Genomic DNA, 16,839 nt, shown 5'->3' on the forward strand with positions numbered 1-16,839 from the left:
CTACACTCCCGCCATGCCCAGCACCCCGCCACCCCCGCACGCCCCGACTGCGCGGAAATGTCAGGCGGCTCCCTCACATACGGCGATTCTTGTCAGAGTTGTCAGCATAGTGAACCCGACCGTTCACCAACCCCACCCGGATTTTGCGATTTCTTCACCCCCGTCGGTTAGGCCGCAGCCATGCCCACGCGCGTTTTCCTGACGGTCGATACCGAATTGATGTGGCGGCATCACGCCGCCGGGCTGCCGCTGGCGGAGATTGCGGAGCGGTCGCTGGAGCCGGCCGGGGTCGGCATCGGCTATCAGCTGCGCCGCTTTGCCGAGCATGGGCTAAAGGCGACCTTCTTCGTCGATCCGATGCCGGCGGTGGCGCATGGCCTCGATCCGATCCGCCGCGTGGTGGAGGCGATCCTGGAGGCGGGGCAGGAGGTTCAGCTGCACCTCCACCCCAATTGGGCCGCCGCGCGCGACGAGGATCGCAGCGCCGCCGCCTCGTTCGAGCTGATCGATTTCACCTACGCCGAACAGCGCGACCTGATCGCCGCCGCGTCCGACCTGCTCGTCGCCGCCGGGGCGCCGCGCCCGATTGCCTTCCGCTCGGGCAGCTACAGCGCCAGCGACGACACGCTCGCCGCGCTCGCCGAACTCGGCATCCGCTATGACAGCAGCCATAATGGCTCCGAACATCCCTGGCCCAGCGCGATCGGCCTGCCCCCGCGTCAGATCGCCCCGGTCGAACATCGCGGCGTGATCGAAGTGCCGGTGACGCTGATCGAGGATGTGCGCGGCCATCTCCGCCATTTCCAGATTTGTGCGCTGTCGACCGCCGAGATGCGCGACGCGCTCGACCATGCGGTGGCGGCGCGGCATGCGGCGGTGACGATCGTCAGCCATGGGTTCGAGCTCGCCAACCGCGCCGGAACCCGCCCCAATGCGGTGCATGTCGCCCGCTTCGACGCGCTCTGTGCGATGCTGGCCGAGCGGCGCGGCGGCATGGAGACGGTGCATTTCGCCGAGCTCGGCCATCTCCCGCTGGGGCAGGACGATGCTCCGCTCGGCCCCAGCCTGATCCGCACCCGCATGCGTCAGGCGCAGCAGCTCTGGTCGAACCTCGTGTCGGAGCGCGCCGCATGAACGCGACCGCGCGACCCACCCCGCTCAACTTCCGCATCGGGGCGCGCACCCTTATGGCGGTGCAGCGCGACATGGTCCGCGTGCCGCTCAGTCTCGATGAAGCGCGCGAAGGCCGCTTGCCGGTGCTGCCCCCGCTGCCGCGCGACGCGCATGGCTATGTCGTGACCTCGCTGCCCGAGGATCGGCTGGAGGCTATGGTCTATGCCTCGGGCAAGATGATCGGCTTCGTCCGTCAGAAGTATACGCGTTACTATGCCGATCTGACCGGCGGTTTCGATGCCTATATGGCCGGGTTGTCGGGCAATGCGCGGCAGGGGGCCAAGCGCAAGGCGAAGAAGATCGCGCAGGTCTCCGGCGGCGATCTCGACATCCGCAGCTATCGCACGCCGGCGGAGCTGGAGACGTTCCACGACATCGCCCGCCGCATCGCGCTGCGCACCTATCAGGAAAAGCTGATGGGGGAGGGGCTGCCCGCGACGCCGGAGTTCATTCGGGGGATGCTGAGCGCGGCGGCGGCGGATCGGGTCCGCGCCTGGCTGCTGTTCATTGCCGGGGAACCCGCCGCCTATCTTTACTGCCCGGCGCATGGCGACAATCTGGTCTATGAATATGTTGGCCACGATCCCGCGTTCAACGACTTGTCCCCCGGCGCGGTGTTGCAAGTAGAAGCCTTTCGCGACCTGTTCGACGAACAAAAATTCGCCCGATTCGACTTCACCGAGGGCGATGGTCAACACAAACGCCAATACGCCACCGCCGGCATCCCCTGTGTGGACGTCTTGCTCCTTCGCCCCAGCCTCACCAACCGCGTGACGACAGCGGCGCTCGGCGGGTTCAATCGGACGGTGGCCGGCGGCAAGGCATTGGTCGATGCGGTGGGGCTGGAGAAGCTGTCCAAGAAGCTGCGGCGGGGATAAGGGCAGGGCATGCATCTGCGTGCCCCCGCCATCATCGTCGCGATCCGCCCGCATGGCGAAAGCGGCGCGATCGTCCGGGCACTGACGGCGGAAGCGGGGTTGCTGGCCGGTTATGTCCGGGGCGGGAGGTCGCGACAGCACCGCCCGGTGCTCCAGCCGGGCAACATCATCCTCGGCGACTGGCGCGCCCGGACCGAGGATCAGCTGCCAGCCCTGGTGGCGGAACTGGTCCACAGCCGCGCGCCGCTGTTCCGCGAGCCTTTGCCCGCCGCAGCGATCGACTGGGCCACCGCCCTGACCGCCGCGGCCCTGCCCGAAGGCCAGCCCTATCCGCCGCTCCATTCGGCTCTGGAGGGACTGCTCGACGCCATCGAAGCCGCCCCGGCGGCGCGGGGCTGGGCGGTGGCGATGGTCCGCTATGAACTGCTGCTGCTCGCCCTGCTCGGCTTCGGCCTCGACCTTGAGCAGTGCGCCGCCACCGGCGCGACCGAGGATCTGGCGTTCGTCAGCCCGAAAAGCGGCATGGCCGTCAGCACCGCCGCCGCCACCGGCTATGAGTCCCGGCTGTTCCGCTTGCCCCCCTTCCTCCGCCAAGGCGGGGCGGCGGAGTGGGGCGACATCCTCGACGGCCTGCGCCTCACCGGCCATTTCCTCGACCGCGACCTGCTCCACGGCAAGACGGCGGAGGTGCTTGCCGCCCGGGCCCGCCTGGTCGACCGCATCAACAGGGCGGTTGCGTGACGCGGCGCAGCACGGCAAGGGGCCTGCACCTTGAGCAGGTGGAGTTGTCATGCCGCTGATCGCAATCCTTCCCGGCGACGGGATCGGCCCCGAAGTTACCGCGCAGGCGCGCCGCGTTCTCGACGCGCTCGATCTCGGCCTGACGTTCGAGGAAGCACCGGTCGGCGGCGCGGCCTATTTCAGCGACGGCCACCCGCTGCCGCCCGCGACGCTCGATCTGGCCAAGCGCGCCGATGCAATCCTGTTCGGCGCGGTCGGTGATCCGCGCTGCGACGCGCTGGAGCGGCATCTGCGCCCCGAACAGGCGATCCTCGGGCTACGCAAGGAACTCGGCCTGTTCGCCAATCTGCGCCCCGCCACGCTGTTCCCGGGCCTCGAAGATGCCTCCGCGCTGCGCCCCGAAGTGGCGGGCGCGATCGACATGGTGATCGTCCGTGAACTCAACGGCGACGTCTATTTCGGCGAAAAAGGCATGCGCGCCACCGCATCGGGCCGCCGCGAAGGCTATGACATCATGTCCTATAATGAGGACGAGGTCGCCCGCATCGCCAAGGTCGGGTTCGAAACCGCCCGCGCCCGGCGCGGCAAGCTCTGCTCGGTCGACAAGGCGAATGTGCTCGAAACCTCGCAGCTGTGGCGCGACGTGGTGATCGAGGTCGCGGCTGATTATCCCGGCATCGAACTCAGCCACATGTATGTCGACAATGCCGCCATGCAGTTGGTGCGCAACCCCGGCCAGTTCGACGTGATCGTCACCGGCAATCTGTTCGGAGACATCCTGTCCGATCAGGCGAGCATGTGCGCCGGGTCGATCGGCATGCTCCCCTCCGCCTCGCTCGATGGGAGCGGCAAGGGGCTGTACGAACCGATCCATGGCAGCGCGCCGGACATCGCCGGGCAGTGCAAGGCCAATCCCTGCGCGACGATCCTGTCGGCGGCGATGCTGTTGCGCTATTCGCTCGGGATGGCGGAAGCGGCCGACCGGATCGAGGCGGCGGTGACGGCGGCGCTGACCGGCGGCGCGCGCACGGCGGATCTCGGCGGGACGCTGTCGACGCAGGCCATGGGCGACGCGGTGGTGCAGGCGCTGGCGTGAGCGACGCGGGCCTCGAACTCGCGGTCGTCGTCCCGACCTTCAACGAATCGCGCAACGTGCCGTTGATGGTCGCAGCGCTGGATGCGGCGCTGGCGGGCCGACGCTGGGAAGTGATCTTCGTCGACGACAACAGCCCCGACGGCACCGCCGACGTGGCGCGTTCGATTGGGCGCAGCGACCCGCGTGTGCGTGTGGTCCAGCGGATCGGACGGCGCGGTCTGTCATCGGCAACGATCGAGGGGATGTGCGCCACCGCCGCGCCGTTCGTCGCGGTGATCGATGGCGACATGCAGCATGACGAGACGCTGCTCCCCAAAATGCTCGACACGCTGCTTGCGGATCACAGCGTGGACGTCGCGATCGGATCGCGCTTCGTCGAGGGTGGCGGCACCGGCGAATGGGACCGCGACCGCGTCGCCAAGTCGGAGCTTGCGACCCGCATCTCGCGCAAGGTGCTCAAGGCCGATCTCAGCGACCCGATGAGCGGCTTCTTCATGATCCGCAGCGATGTGGTGCGCGGCATCATCCCGCATCTCTCGGCGATCGGGTTCAAGATCCTGCTCGATATCCTGACCGCCAGCCCGCGCGCGCTCAAATTTGTTGAGCTCCCCTATGTGTTTCGCACGCGCCAGATCGGGGAGAGCAAGCTCGACCATGTCGTCGCGATGGAATTTCTCATCGCGCTGTACGACCGCATGTTCGGGCGGGTGGTGCCGGTGCGGTTCGTGATGTTCTCCGCGATCGGCGCGCTCGGCGCTGGGGTGCATTTTGCCGCGCTCTGGTTGTTCTTCCGCCTGTTCGGGTACAGCTTCCTCACCGGCACGATTGTCGCGACGCTAATCGCGATGACGTTCAACTTCTTCCTCAACAACGCGCTCACCTATCGCGATGCGCGGCTGAAGGGGTGGCGGCCACTGCTCGATGGCTGGATCGGCTTCTGCATCGTCTGCTCGGTCGGGGCGGTGGCCAACATCGGCGTCGCGGCGTTCCTGCATGATGTCCAGCACGCGCAATGGGCGCCGAGCGCGCTGGCGGGAATTGCGGTCGCGGCGGTTTGGAATTTTGCGCTGTCGTCGCGCTTCGTGTGGGGGCGGTACTGACGCTGCCTTATTGGTGCTGCGATTCGCGGTAAGGTTGCGCCGATGATCCGCCCGCGCTCGCTGCTCCTCTCGCTCGCACTCGCACTGGCGAGTGTCCCGCTGCCCACCAGTGCGCAGGAAGCTACGCCCGACTCCGTCGAAGAAGTGGTGGTCACCGCCCGCACCTCCGGCGCGCCGATGTGGACGGTGCGCACCGAGTCGGGCGTGGTGCTGCTCGTCGGCGAAATCCGCAACGTGCCCAAGGCGACGCCTTGGTATCCCGACCGGCTCGAACGCGCCGCTGGTGGTGCGCAGCGGATCATCCTCGGCACCAAGGCAAAGGTGTCGCCGGGCGACATCCTGCGGCTGATCTTCGCGGGCGGGAAGCTCACCAAATTGCCTGATGAGCGCGTTGCGTCGGACTATCTCGATGCGACGCGACTGGCACGGCTGCGTGCGCTCGAAGCGCGGTACGAGCAGGATTACAGCCGCCGCAACTTCCTGATCACATCCTTTGACCTGCTCTCGCGCCGGCTGGCGTTCAGCAAGGATACCGGCGACGATGCCACCGATGTCGTGCGCAAGGCGGCGCGGCGCGCTGACATCGCCACCCGCCCGGTCGGCGAGGTGCGCGGCGAGGATATCATCGACAACCTCTTCGCCGCGGCGCCCGAAACACATCTGCCGTGCCTCGACGCGGCGATGGCGGCGGCGGAGATCGGGCCGGAGATCGTGACGGCGCGCGGCAAGGCGTGGACCAGCTTCGATGTGCCGGGATTGATGGCGAACCCGCTCGAGACGGCGCTCGGGCGGTGCTGGCCCTGGACCGACAATCAGTTGGGCGCCGAACTGCGCGGGCAATGGGTAGCCGCTCTGGACGAGGCCGTCAGACAGCCCGGCGTGACGCTGGCCGTGGTGCCGATCCGTGTGCTGGCGGAAGAGGGCGGCGTGCTCGACCAGCTCAAGGCGCGCGATCTGGATATCAGCGGCCCGCGCTGGCGCTAGGCAATGTCGACATTCATTCCCCTCCCTGAAAGGGAGGGGAATAATGCACTGAATGTTGATACACGCTAGGCCCAGCCGGGCAGCCACATCCAGCGGGTGAACGCCCGCGTGTGCGTCAGATCCTGCGCGGCGATGATCGGGTAGAAATAGGCGAACAGCCCCACCGCGGGCACCAGCAGCCATTCGTCCCGCCGTTTCAGCCAGTCGCGCCAATGGTGCATCGCCACCGCCAGCACGACGCACAGGATGATGCTGGGCAGATAATAATAGTAAAAGAACCCAAGCGACTTGGGGATGATCGCCCACACCCCGAGCGAGAAGGTCCACAGAATGGCGGCGGTAAGCGGCACGCCCGCGCGCTCCCGCACCCCGGCCCACCAGCACGCCGCGACCGCCACCAGCCCGGTCCACATGATGACCGGATTTCCGATCAGCAGCACGCCGCGCATCGCCCCCTGATCGGGCTCATAGAAATACCAGATCGGGCGCAGCATCAGCGGCCAGGTCCACCAGCTCGACTGGTAGTTATGGGGGCTGAGCACCTGCGTCTGCAGCGCGAGCATCTCGAACTGGAACGGAATCAGCCGCGCCAGCGTCATCGGATTGGTGGTGTAGAAAAAGGCTGGGGCGAAAGTCGCGAAATAGGTGGCGATGCTGACCACGCCGAGCACTGCGAGCGCGGGCAGCCAGTGTATCCCCCCGAAGCGCATCGGATCGCTCAGCCGCAGCCACAAGAACGCGACGCCCGCCAGCGCGACATAGGGGATCGCCGCCCACTTCACCCCCACCGCCGCGCCGAACAGCACCGCGCTCGCCAGCCAATAGCCCCATGCCCGTCGCGATTCGGCTTGCATCGCCGCGAGGAAGGCGACCCCGGCCCAGACCAGCAATCCGCCCATGAACACGTCCAGCATCCCGATCCGCGCCTGGACGAACACCATCTGCCCCAGCATCGCGAAGATCGCGGCGAACAGGGCAGGGCGGGTGGCGCGGGTCAGCAGCAGCGTGAAGGCATAGACCCCCGCGATCGTCGCGCTGCCGAACAGGGTCGAGAAAATCCGCCACCCCAGCGCATTGTCGCCGATCAGGTGAATGCCCAGCGCAATCAGCGACTTGCCCAGCATCGGATGCTCGGGATTGGTGATGTGCGAGAAGTCGAGCAGCACCCGCGCGGCGGTGACGTAATGCACTTCGTCAAACAGCAGGATGCTGGGCCGCTCGACGCCGACAGTGAAGAGGCATTGCGCAACGACTGCGAGGAGCAGGCCGAGCAGGACGGGGCGCTGTTCGAGACGGTCGAGCATCGGCGCGTGAATAGCTGAGCTTCGCGCCCGCGTCACCCGTCGCGCTTGCGCCCCCGCGCCATCCGCTTCTAGAGGGACATCATGAAGCGCCGCACCGGACAAGACCGCGAGATCACGCAACACTGGAAGCCCGCAACGCTCGCGGTGCGCGGCGGGACCGCGCGCAGCGAATGGGGGGAGACGAGCGAAGCGCTCTTCCTCACCTCGGGCTATGCCTATGACTGTGCCGGGGACGCCGCCGCGCGCTTCGCCGGCGATCAGCAGGGCATGACCTATTCGCGGCTGCAAAACCCGACGGTCGAGATGCTCGAACAGCGCATCGCCTTGCTCGAAGGGGCCGAGGCGTGCCGCGCCACCGCGTCGGGCATGGCCGCAATGACGGCGGCTTTGCTGTGCCAGCTGTCGGCGGGCGACCATCTGGTCGGCGGGCGCGCCGCCTTCGGATCGTGCCGCTGGCTCACCGACACGCTGATGCCGCGCTTCGGGATCGAGACGACGGTGGTGGACGCGCGCGATCCGCAGCAGTTCGTCGACGCGATCCGCCCGAACACCAAGGTGTTCTTCTTCGAAACGCCGGCTAACCCGACGATGGACATCGTCGACCTCAAGGCTGTGTGCGACATCGCGCGCGCACGCGGGATCACGACGGTGGTCGACAACGCCTTTGCGACGCCGGCGCTGCAGCGGCCGATGGATTTCGGCGCGGACATTGTCGCCTACAGCGCGACCAAGATGATGGACGGGCAGGGCCGTGTGCTCGCCGGCGCGATTTGCGGGACCGAGGAGTTCATCGCCAATACGCTGCTGCCCTTCCACCGCAATACCGGCCCGACGCTCAGCGCGTTCAATGCCTGGGTGGTGCTCAAGGGGCTGGAGACGCTCGACCTGCGTATCCGCCGCCAGAGCGAGAATGCGATGAAGGTCGCCCGCTTCCTCGAAGGGCGCGTGCCGCTGGTCAACTATCCCGGCCTGCCCAGCCATCCGCAGCACAATCTGGCGATGAGCCAGATGGCGGCGGTCGGCCCGATCTTCTCGTTCGAGCTCGACGGCGGCCGCACCCAGGCGCATGGCCTGCTCGACGCGCTGGGCCTCATCGACATTTCGAACAATATCGGCGATTCCCGGTCGCTGATGACCCACCCCGCCTCCACCACCCACAGCGGCGTCGCCGAAGATCAGCGGCTGCTGATGGGCGTGCGCGAAGGGATGCTGCGGCTGAATGTCGGTCTGGAAGACCCGGACGACCTGATCGCCGATCTCGATCAGGCGCTAAGGGCCGTCGGGCTGTGAAGGCGCTGTTCGGCCAGGAAGCGGTCACGCGCGACATCACGGTGCGCGTGTCGGTCAGCTACCTGCCCGAACAATCGGAGCCGGGCCGGGGCCGCTGGTTCTGGGCCTATCATATCCGCATCGAAAACGGGTCGTACCAGCCGGTGCAGCTGCTCTCGCGCCGCTGGACGATCACCGACGGGCGCGGTGGCCAGCATATGGTCGAGGGGGAGGGCGTGGTCGGCGAACAGCCGATGATCGCGCCGGGCGCCAGCTATGATTACGTCTCCGGCTGCCCGCTGACCACGCCGACCGGCTGGATGGAAGGCAGCTATCTGATGGTCGGCGCCGACGGGCACACGTTCGACGTCGCGATCCCCCGCTTCGCGCTGCGCGCGCCGGCGGTGGCGGAGTAAGGCATGAAGCGTACACATCTTCCCCTCAACGGCCTGCGCGTGCTCGACGCGGCGGCGCGGCATTTGTCCTTCACCCGCGCGGCGGACGAGCTGGCGGTGACCCCGGCGGCGGTCGGGCAACAGATCCGCGCGCTGGAGGACACGCTGGGCGTCGTCCTGTTCCGCCGCACGACCAAGGGGCTGGAACTGACGCCGGAGGCCGAGGCGGGCCTTGCCGCGCTGCGGGCCGGTTTTCTCCAGTTCGAGGAAGCGGTGCGCGCGATGCAGGCGGGGCAATCGTCCAAGTCGCTGACCATCGCCGCGCCGCGCGACCTCACCGAAAAATGGCTGATGCCGCGCCTTGCCGAAATCGCGCGCGAAGACCCGGAGCTGCGCTTCGTGCTGATCGCCGCGGATGAAGCGATCGACTTTACCGAGGCCAATCTCGACCTCGCCATCCGCTGGGGCGAAGGCCCGGGCGAGCATGAGGGCGAGGCGCTGGAGAGCGACGGCATGGTCACCGTCGCCAAGCCTGGCGGACGCGGCGAAACCCCGATCGGCTGGCCCGGCTGCGTGGCCGAGGATGGCGCGGCGCTGGTCAAGGTCGGTGACGCCGGCCTGGCGCTCGATGCCGCCGCTGAGGGCCTCGGCCGCGCGACCGTGCCCGAATTGCTCGCCCGCGCCGACATCGCCGCCGGGCGCGTCGCGGTGGTCGGCGACCCGATTCCCTCGCGGCTCGGCTATTGGCTGGTCGCGCCGCTGCCGCAATGGCGGCAGAAGAAGGTGAAGGCGCTGGTCGAGGCGCTGGCGGAGGCGTGAGCCCGCTCCGGCTGCGTGAGACCGTGGTTCTGGAAACCCCGCGCTTGATCCTGCGCCCGCGGCGCGTGGACGATGCCGACGCGCTGTTTCCCAGCCTCGCCGATCCAGCGTTGATGCGCTACTGGTCCGGCCCGCCGCACAGCAGCGTCGATGAAACGCGCGCCGATTTCGAACGCCACGCCGACGACTGGCGCGCCTGGGCGGTGACGGTGCGGGGCGACGATACCGCGATCGGCATGGTCGCGGCGGGCGAAAAGCGGCAGGGCAATGTCACCGAACTCGGCTATCTCTTCGCGCGCACGCACTGGGGCGGCGGTTATGCGCGCGAGGCGGTGAGTGCGGTCATCGACCGCATCTTTGCCGAGGGTCAGCGCAAGGTGTTCGCCGACACCGACCCCGACAATACCGCCTCACGCGGACTGCTCGAACGGCTGGGTTTCAAGCTCGAAGGCTATCTGCGCGCCGAATGGGAAACCCATATCGGCGTACGCGATACGACGATCTATGGCCTGCTCCATGAGGAGTGGGAAACACGACGCTGACGTTCAGCGCCGCGCCCACCATCCGCGGATGAAGTCGCGCAACACAAGCAGCACAAGGGGAATGAAAAGGATCACCGCCCCCACCATGGCGATCTCGACCCCTGCCATGATCTTCAGTCCTAAAGCAGGGTTTCCTTCCCGCATCAGCAGCACCGGTTTTGCGTTACTGGTCCGATCGTTGGACGCGTCGCCCGCTTCTTTCAACTCCACTTTGGGCAGCTCTCCGGCGGCTTTGTCGCCGATCCAGTAAACCATCTGGCCAGCCCCGAATATGCCGAGACCGCCTAGCAGCAGGTTGATGCGCAAATCGCGCCAAGCGCTCTCCTGATCGGCCATCTGCTGCCGGCGCCGACGCAGGTCGTTGGCATGGTCCTCCAGGCTGGCAATTGCGACGGTCAGTGCCGCCTGTTTGCGGTTGGTGCCGCGTAGATCCTGCAGCTTGGCGAACACGTCGCGCTCGGTGTCATAGCGGAACGGGTTGGTGTAGCGAAACCGTTCATAATCGTCGAACTCGGCGAGCTTTGCGCGGTTGATCAGCAACTCGGTGGGATCGCCGGCGTCGTCCAGATCGATCCCATCTCGTTCGAGCAGAGCCTGCAGGGCCTTTCGATCCATAGGCTTTCTCCCCGCCGTCATCTCCCTGATCCGCTCGATCCGCGCCATGCTGCGCTCTTCATGCGCGCGCGCGAGAAACTCGTTGTGCAGCGCCAGCAGGTGAATCAGAAACGCATAAGGGCAAGTACCGATGTAATCATTGCCGATCTCGAGACTGCGGCTGCGCGGGACATAGGTGATCATCGCGCGGTGATTGGCGTAGCGGACGAAGAAGCGCTCATCTGACTGTTCGTCGCTGTCGGGATAGATTGGGTCGATGCTGTCCAGAATCTCGGACGTGTCCTGGTTCATGAAGTCGATGATGTTCTGGTTGAACCCGGCCAGAAACAGATAGTCGAAGCAGTCCGCGCGGTGCAGCTCGAACGCGGGCACGTGGTGGCGGATCGGGGTTTCCAGCAGCGCGAGCGTCGCGTCGCGAAGCTGAAGGCAGGTTCCATCGCGCATCGCCGCGCGCAGCCCGTCGTGATCACCGGGGCGAAGTAGCGTGGCGGGGGTGTCGCCATGTTCCGACGCGCGGGCGAACCCTCCGGCGGCGAGCAATGCGTCATACTCCCCCCGCGTTTTTGCCCAGCTCCAGAAATCTGCATCCACCCGGTCGCGAATATCAACTTCCTGCGCCTCCTTCGCTTCCACCGGTGCACCCAGATGGACGCGGCGTGGCGGCTGACCGTCGACCGGCGCAGTGAGGCCGCTGATCCGCTTCTGATAGGGTTCGTAACAGCCGTCGCGCACCATGGTCTTGCGCGCCACCGAAGCGAGCCCTGCGGCGTCGAGCGGCATCAGCCGGTCGAAGAAGCGCGGATCATGTATAAAAAACATGAAGCGCGATTTCGGTACCTTCAGCCCGGGTACCTCGATGAAGGGGACGAGGTCGATCAGGTTTTTCTCGAAGTCAGGTATCGGTTTCGACAAGGACAGTTCGTGCGCAAGACGGGGGAAAAGTGCCTTCGCGTCCCGTTCCAGCCGACTCCGCACGAATGGCCAGAAGCGCGTCTCTTTGCCGCGGGCGGCCTTGACGGTGAGCGTATCGAGCGGATCAATGCCGAGCGATCCGTCACTGAATACATCGGCATGGGAGTCGCCGCTGTTCAGAAGACTGGTCAGCAATTTCGGCTGAAGCGCATACTCTTTCGGCGCAGCCAGCTTTTGCAGCAGCGACAGAAAATAGTAGGTCGATGAGTCATAACCCGATCGTACGATGCCATTGTCGTCGGTATATTCCGCATAATGATGGCTGAACGACAGATGATAGCTTAGCGCACCGTTGTTATGGGAGATCCAGAAGGTCCGCAGTCCGACGTGGCGCGGATCGTCCAGCGCCGGGGGATGCGCTTCGAACGTCACGCCTTCGGTCATCCAGGTCGTGCTTTTTCCGACCCTGAAGGTGAGTGGTTCGCTGCTGCGGATTTGAGACGCGGCCTCGTCAAGGTTTCTGCAGCGGCGGGCGGTGGTAGCGAGCAGAAATTCCTGGACTTCACCCTGCGTCTCGCGATCCGCGATGTCGTTGAACAGCGGATCGATCGCATTGCGCAGCGCAAGTGAGGGAAGGTGGCGCATCTGTGCGCGCCGAAAGACCCAAGGGGCCAGGTAATCGCCAGCGTTTCGACCTAGCGCCTCGGCAACCCGGCCCGGCTCGATATAGAGCGACAGCGTCCAGTAGATCGTCCCCGGAACCGCGGCCTCATAGCTGCCGGGCTTATGCTCCCGTCCCCTCGTCGCCATGTCTGCAAGCCTCCCGTGCGAGATCGCGGAAAAAAACGAAATCTGGGCGGGGCGACGCGGCCAGCCGCGAGAGCGCAGGTGCCATTGGCAGCAGCGCCACCGGATCTGTGCGCGCGGCGAGCGCGGCCAGTTGCTGCGCTGCCGGTCCGTCGGGTGCTTCCGCTTCGCCCTTCAGTACGGAAATCCCGAAGAAACTCTGCAGATGATCCCGGAGCAGCGGCGCGGGAATGGCGTCGGCCGGATAGCCGATCGCGGCGTAGATCAATCCGTCATCGGGACGCTGGTCGGTCGACAGCGCGGGCTGAATATAGGGGAAATCGACCACGCGCGCCCCGATCCGCGCCCAGATGGCAAGGCGATCGACCTGATCCAGCCCCGAATGATCGCTGTCCGCCGCATACGCTTCGGCGGTCAGGCGCAGCGGGTCATTCTGCTCGATGAACAACACCGGACCCGGGCCGCCCGCATTCAGGTCCAGCACGTTAAGCGCGGTACGCGTCACATCGGCCAAAATGCGGCGCAGCAAGCCGCGCCCCCGTGCGGCGGCTTCGACATAGACATAGTTGAGCGCCACCGTTGCCGGCACAGCGGCGCCGGATCCGGTGGTGGCGGCGAGGAAGTTCGCGCCGCCCAGCAACTGGCCGTCCGCATCCTCGAACACCATTGCCACTTCGCAATGGCGCCGGCCATAGGCGTTGCGATGCGTGCCATTGAGCGCGAGGCAGAGGACAAACCCGTCAAATTCCTCCCGCTCATCCGGCAGGATGAAGGCGCGGTCATAGCCGTCGAAAAAGCGCCGCAACACCGGCGATGCGGGGTGACTGGTCACGCTGACCCGCACCCCGTCTTCCCAGACCCATGTCAGGTCCGCGGTCATTCCGCCGCCCGTGTCATGCGTCGATCGCTTCCTCGTCCAGCCGCGCGGCATTCTCCTGGATGAAGGCGAAGCGGTGCGCCGGGTTGGTGCCCATCAGGCGGTCGACAAGATCCTTGACGCCGGCGCGCTCCTCATATTCCTGCGGCAGCGTGATGCGCAGCAGCGAGCGCGTGGCCGGGTCCATCGTGGTTTCGCGCAGCTGACCCGGGTTCATCTCGCCCAGCCCCTTGAAGCGCGACACTTCGACCTTGCGGCCCTTGAACGGTCCCGCCTCGATCTCGGCGCGATGCGCGTCGTCGCGGGCATAGAGGCTCTTGGCACCCGCCGTGAGGCGATAGAGCGGTGGCTGCGCCAGATAGAGGTGCCCGCGCCGGACGATGTCGGGCATTTCCTGGAAGAAGAACGTCATCAGCAGCGTCGCGATATGCGCGCCGTCGACGTCGGCGTCGGTCATGATGACGATGCGTTCGTAGCGCAGATTGTCCGGCTGGCAGTCCTTGCGCGTGCCGCAGCCCAGCGCCTGGATCAGGTCGGCGATCTCGCTGTTCGCGCCGATCTTTGCGCTGGTGGCCGACGCGACGTTCAGGATCTTGCCGCGGATCGGCAGGATCGCCTGCGTCTTGCGGTCGCGCGCCTGCTTGGCGCTGCCGCCTGCGCTGTCACCCTCGACGATGAACAATTCGGTCCCGGCGGGATCGTCGGCGGAGCAGTCGGTCAGCTTGCCGGGCAGGCGCAGCTTGCGGCCCGAGGTCGCGGTCTTGCGCTTGACCTCGCGCTCCTGCTTGCGGCGCAGGCGATCGTCCATCCGCTCGAGCACATAGTTGAGCAGCGCCTTGCCGCGCTCCATCTTGTCAGTGAGGAAATGGTCGAAATGATCGCGCACGGCCTTTTCGACGAGGCCGGTGGCCTCGGGCGAGGTTAGCCGGTCCTTGGTCTGCGACTGGAATTGCGGATCGCGGATGAACACCGACAGCATCAGCTCCGACCCGACCATGATGTCGTCGGCGGTGATGTCCTTGGCTTTTTTCTGCCCGACCAGCTCACCGAACGCGCGGATGCCGCGCACCAGTGCCTGGCGCAGCCCCTGTTCGTGGCTGCCGCCATCGGGGGTGGGGATGGTGTTGCAGTACCAGCTGTAGGACCCGTCGCTCCACAGCGGCCAGGCGACCGCCCATTCGACGCGGCCCTGCGCTTCGCCGGGAAAATCCTGGCTGCCCGAAAAGAACTCCGCCGTCGCGCCCTCGCGCGTGCCGAGCTGTTCCTTGAGGTGATCGGCAAGGCCACCGGGGAACTGGAACACCGCCTCCGCCGGGGTGTCGTCGGAAATCAGTTCCGGCGCGCATTTCCAGCGGATCTCGACCCCGGCGAACAGATACGCCTTGGACCGGGCGAGCTTGTACAGCCGCGCCGGCTTGAAGTGCATCTCGCCGAAAATCTCGGTGTCGGGGGTGAAGGCGACGCTGGTGCCGCGACGATTGGGGGCGGCGCCGACATGCTCGATCGGGCCTAGCGTCACGCCCTGATTGAAGCGCTGGCGATAGAGCTGCCGGTCGCGCGCGACCTCGACAACCATGTCGGTCGACAGCGCGTTGACGACGCTGCTGCCCACGCCATGCAGACCGCCCGATGTCGCATAGGCTTTCCCTGAGAATTTGCCGCCCGCGTGGAGTGTGGAGAAGATCACCTCCAGCGCCGACTTGTCCGGGAACTTCGGGTGGGGGTCGGTCGGGATGCCGCGACCATTGTCGGTGATCGTCAGCCGGTTGCCGGGTTCCAGCGTCACCTCGATCCGGCTGGCATGCCCCGCCACCGCCTCATCCATCGCATTGTCGAGGATTTCGGCGGCAAGGTGATGCAGCGCGCGCTCGTCGGTGCCGCCGATATACATGCCGGGGCGACGGCGGACGGGCTCCAGCCCCTCCAGCACCTCGATCGAGCTGGCGTCGTAGCTGTTGGTGGGGGAAACGGAACCGGACTGGAAAAGATCGGACGACATTTGTTCTGGCTAATCCCCCGCGACGGTCCCGGCAAGCGCGGGTGTTGCTGCGGGGCAACATGAATTCGGAAATTCGGAACGGGTCGGGAAAGAACCGCGCGCTGCCTCGTTAGACTCCGGCAAGTTCAGTTGGAGTAACCTGTTTATGCGTATGCGTACCCTGATGGGCGCCGGTGTGGCCGCCCTGACCCTCGTCGCCGCCCCGGCCATGGCCCAGGACGGCGAGCCTGCTTTCGATGGCCTCTATGTCGGCGGCTCGTTCGGCTACACCGTCCAGAACAACGATGTCGGTGAGACGATCGAATTCGATGCCGGCCGCAATGGCAGCTTCGGCGACACGATCGCGACCTCGACTGGTGCCGACGCATTCTCGCCCGGCTTCTGCAACGGCGCAGCGACGTCGAGCGCGAACACCGCCTGCATCAACGACAAGGACGATATCGAATATTATGGCCGCATCGGCTTCGACAAGCAGATGGGCAGGTTCGTGCTCGGTGCAGTCGCCGAATTCGGCAAGACCGAGGCGCGCGACAGCGTCACCGCCTACAGCACGACTCCGGCCTTCTACACCATGACGCGTGAGCTCGACTGGAACGCGGCGCTGCGCCTGCGCGCCGGTCTGGTCGCAGGTGAGAGCACCTTGTTCTACGCCACTGGCGGCGGCGCCTATGCGAAGCTCGACAACAGCTTCAGCAGCAGCAACACTGCCAACAGCTTCGCCGTCACCGGTGACGACATGGCGTGGGGCTGGCAGGCTGGTGGCGGCGTCGAGCAGAAGCTCGGCCGCAACTTCTCGATCGGCCTCGAATATCTCTACAGCCGCTATGACGATAGCGACTCGCGGGTCCAGGTCGGCACAGGCACTGCCGGTGCGACCAACCCGTTCGTCCTCGCGGGCGGCGCGGACTTCCGCCGCAGCTCGGACTTCGACTTCCATTCGCTACGCGCGACGGCGGCGTTCCGCTTCTAAAGCGGCTTCCCGAGCGGGAGTCTGGGGCTGGCGGAGCGATCCGCCGGCCCCTTTTCTTTGTTCCGGGTCGACGCGGCCTCCCGCGACTCGCGTTAACTGCAATCGACGCGGATGGTTAGCGGACGCGGGGGCCGCCATAGGGCAGCGGCGGCGGCGGACGGCGATCGCGGCGCGGCAGCTGCGCCTGATAGGCATGGCCGCAATGATCGACGCAATAAGGGAAGCCGGGGTTCACCTTCTCGCCGCAGAAGTGGAAGTCCGGCTCGCCGGGGTGGCCCAGCGGCCATTTGCAGATGCGGTCGTTGAGGTCGAGCAACGTCGTCTTGCCCTCGATTTTCTTGCTCGGCTTGGCCGGGAC

At 66.3% G+C, this 16,839-nt stretch carries 16 protein-coding genes; 11 read left to right on the plus strand and 5 right to left on the minus strand.

Annotated elements, in window-relative coordinates; translation table 11 throughout:
* Positions 1-180: 180 nt before the first annotated feature.
* The 6 genes from AX681_RS12145 to AX681_RS12170 are packed head-to-tail and all read left to right on the plus strand — an operon-like array spanning position 181 to position 5,972.
* A complete protein-coding gene (locus AX681_RS12145; protein ID WP_066682328.1) occupies positions 181-1,134 on the plus strand; it encodes a polysaccharide deacetylase family protein in 954 nt (317 codons plus the stop codon).
* The gene (locus AX681_RS12150; RefSeq protein ID WP_082738135.1) at positions 1,131-2,051 is read left to right on the plus strand and encodes a GNAT family N-acetyltransferase; all 921 of its coding nucleotides are present in this window, start codon (positions 1,131-1,133) and stop codon (positions 2,049-2,051) included. Before AX681_RS12145 ends, AX681_RS12150 begins: the two co-directional genes overlap by 4 nt.
* Before the next feature lie 9 nt (positions 2,052-2,060).
* The gene (gene recO / locus AX681_RS12155) at positions 2,061-2,792 is read left to right on the plus strand and encodes a DNA repair protein RecO (protein ID WP_066664613.1); all 732 of its coding nucleotides are present in this window, start codon (positions 2,061-2,063) and stop codon (positions 2,790-2,792) included.
* Between the two features lie 49 nt (positions 2,793-2,841).
* Positions 2,842-3,888 (plus strand): 3-isopropylmalate dehydrogenase, encoded by a 1,047-nt coding sequence (gene leuB / locus AX681_RS12160; protein ID WP_066664614.1) that lies wholly within the window; start codon positions 2,842-2,844, stop codon positions 3,886-3,888.
* Positions 3,885-4,988 carry a glycosyltransferase family 2 protein gene (locus AX681_RS12165; protein WP_066682330.1) on the plus strand — a complete coding sequence of 368 codons (1,104 nt, stop codon included), beginning with the start codon at positions 3,885-3,887 and terminating at the stop codon, positions 4,986-4,988. The genes leuB and AX681_RS12165 overlap by 4 nt, the downstream gene beginning before the upstream one ends.
* 42 nt (positions 4,989-5,030) lie before the next feature.
* Positions 5,031-5,972 carry a TraB/GumN family protein gene (locus AX681_RS12170; RefSeq protein ID WP_066682332.1) on the plus strand — a complete coding sequence of 314 codons (942 nt, stop codon included), beginning with the start codon at positions 5,031-5,033 and terminating at the stop codon, positions 5,970-5,972.
* Positions 5,973-6,037: 65 nt separating this feature from the next.
* On the opposite strand, the gene AX681_RS12175 is transcribed toward AX681_RS12170, so the two are convergent.
* A complete protein-coding gene (locus tag AX681_RS12175) occupies positions 6,038-7,276 on the minus strand; it encodes a phospholipid carrier-dependent glycosyltransferase (protein WP_066658301.1) in 1,239 nt (412 codons plus the stop codon).
* Between the two features lie 81 nt (positions 7,277-7,357).
* On the opposite strand from AX681_RS12175, the gene AX681_RS12180 reads away from it, so the two are divergent.
* From AX681_RS12180 to AX681_RS12195, 4 genes are read left to right on the plus strand one after another with little or no spacing between them, the layout of a single operon-like run.
* A complete protein-coding gene (locus tag AX681_RS12180; RefSeq protein WP_066658298.1) occupies positions 7,358-8,566 on the plus strand; it encodes a trans-sulfuration enzyme family protein in 1,209 nt (402 codons plus the stop codon).
* Positions 8,563-8,961, plus strand: coding sequence for a Co2+/Mg2+ efflux protein ApaG (gene apaG, locus AX681_RS12185; protein WP_066658294.1), 399 nt, complete (start codon positions 8,563-8,565; stop codon positions 8,959-8,961). The genes AX681_RS12180 and apaG overlap by 4 nt, the downstream gene beginning before the upstream one ends.
* A 3-nt stretch (positions 8,962-8,964) precedes the next feature.
* Positions 8,965-9,759, plus strand: coding sequence for a LysR family transcriptional regulator (locus AX681_RS12190; RefSeq protein ID WP_066658291.1), 795 nt, complete (start codon positions 8,965-8,967; stop codon positions 9,757-9,759).
* Positions 9,760-9,770: 11 nt separating this feature from the next.
* Positions 9,771-10,301 (plus strand): GNAT family N-acetyltransferase, encoded by a 531-nt coding sequence (locus AX681_RS12195; protein ID WP_066658307.1) that lies wholly within the window; start codon positions 9,771-9,773, stop codon positions 10,299-10,301.
* A 3-nt stretch (positions 10,302-10,304) separates the two neighbouring features.
* Here AX681_RS12195 and AX681_RS12200 read toward each other — a convergent pair whose 3' ends face one another.
* The 3 genes from AX681_RS12200 to parE are packed head-to-tail and all read right to left on the minus strand — an operon-like array spanning position 10,305 to position 15,511.
* Complete coding sequence (locus AX681_RS12200) at positions 10,305-12,638, minus strand: hypothetical protein (protein ID WP_066658287.1); 2,334 nt, start codon at positions 12,636-12,638, stop codon at positions 10,305-10,307.
* On the minus strand, positions 12,613-13,515 hold the full coding sequence (locus AX681_RS12205) for a GNAT family N-acetyltransferase (RefSeq protein ID WP_066658285.1): 903 nt from the start codon (positions 13,513-13,515) through the stop codon (positions 12,613-12,615). The genes AX681_RS12200 and AX681_RS12205 overlap by 26 nt, the downstream gene beginning before the upstream one ends.
* 13 nt (positions 13,516-13,528) lie before the next feature.
* Positions 13,529-15,511, minus strand: coding sequence for a DNA topoisomerase IV subunit B (gene parE / locus AX681_RS12210; protein WP_066658283.1), 1,983 nt, complete (start codon positions 15,509-15,511; stop codon positions 13,529-13,531).
* Between the two features lie 145 nt (positions 15,512-15,656).
* Here parE and AX681_RS12215 point away from each other — a divergent pair, with 145 nt between their 5' ends.
* Positions 15,657-16,481, plus strand: coding sequence for an outer membrane protein (locus tag AX681_RS12215; protein WP_066658281.1), 825 nt, complete (start codon positions 15,657-15,659; stop codon positions 16,479-16,481).
* 115 nt (positions 16,482-16,596) lie between these two features.
* Here the strand turns inward: AX681_RS12215 and AX681_RS12220 are convergent.
* On the minus strand, positions 16,597-16,839 hold a 243-nt coding region (locus tag AX681_RS12220; RefSeq protein ID WP_231734953.1), incomplete at its 5' end, for a GcrA family cell cycle regulator.

It is taken from the genome of Sphingomonas sp. CCH9-E2 (genome assembly GCF_001557215.1).
In the GTDB taxonomy this organism is placed as follows: Bacteria; Pseudomonadota; Alphaproteobacteria; order Sphingomonadales; family Sphingomonadaceae; genus Sphingomonas.

Coding starts and splice junctions, on each gene's coding strand:
- AX681_RS12150 (WP_082738135.1), top strand. CDS start 1,131: ATGAACGCGACCGCGCGACCCACCCCGCTCAACTTCCGCATCGGGGCG.
- AX681_RS12170 (WP_066682332.1), top strand. CDS start 5,031: ATGATCCGCCCGCGCTCGCTGCTCCTCTCGCTCGCACTCGCACTGGCG.
- parE (WP_066658283.1), bottom strand. CDS start 15,511: ATGTCGTCCGATCTTTTCCAGTCCGGTTCCGTTTCCCCCACCAACAGC.
- AX681_RS12200 (WP_066658287.1), bottom strand. CDS start 12,638: ATGGCGACGAGGGGACGGGAGCATAAGCCCGGCAGCTATGAGGCCGCG.
- AX681_RS12145 (WP_066682328.1), top strand. CDS start 181: ATGCCCACGCGCGTTTTCCTGACGGTCGATACCGAATTGATGTGGCGG.
- recO (WP_066664613.1), top strand. CDS start 2,061: ATGCATCTGCGTGCCCCCGCCATCATCGTCGCGATCCGCCCGCATGGC.
- AX681_RS12175 (WP_066658301.1), bottom strand. CDS start 7,276: ATGCTCGACCGTCTCGAACAGCGCCCCGTCCTGCTCGGCCTGCTCCTC.
- AX681_RS12190 (WP_066658291.1), top strand. CDS start 8,965: ATGAAGCGTACACATCTTCCCCTCAACGGCCTGCGCGTGCTCGACGCG.
- AX681_RS12215 (WP_066658281.1), top strand. CDS start 15,657: ATGCGTATGCGTACCCTGATGGGCGCCGGTGTGGCCGCCCTGACCCTC.
- AX681_RS12180 (WP_066658298.1), top strand. CDS start 7,358: ATGAAGCGCCGCACCGGACAAGACCGCGAGATCACGCAACACTGGAAG.
- AX681_RS12205 (WP_066658285.1), bottom strand. CDS start 13,515: ATGACCGCGGACCTGACATGGGTCTGGGAAGACGGGGTGCGGGTCAGC.
- leuB (WP_066664614.1), top strand. CDS start 2,842: ATGCCGCTGATCGCAATCCTTCCCGGCGACGGGATCGGCCCCGAAGTT.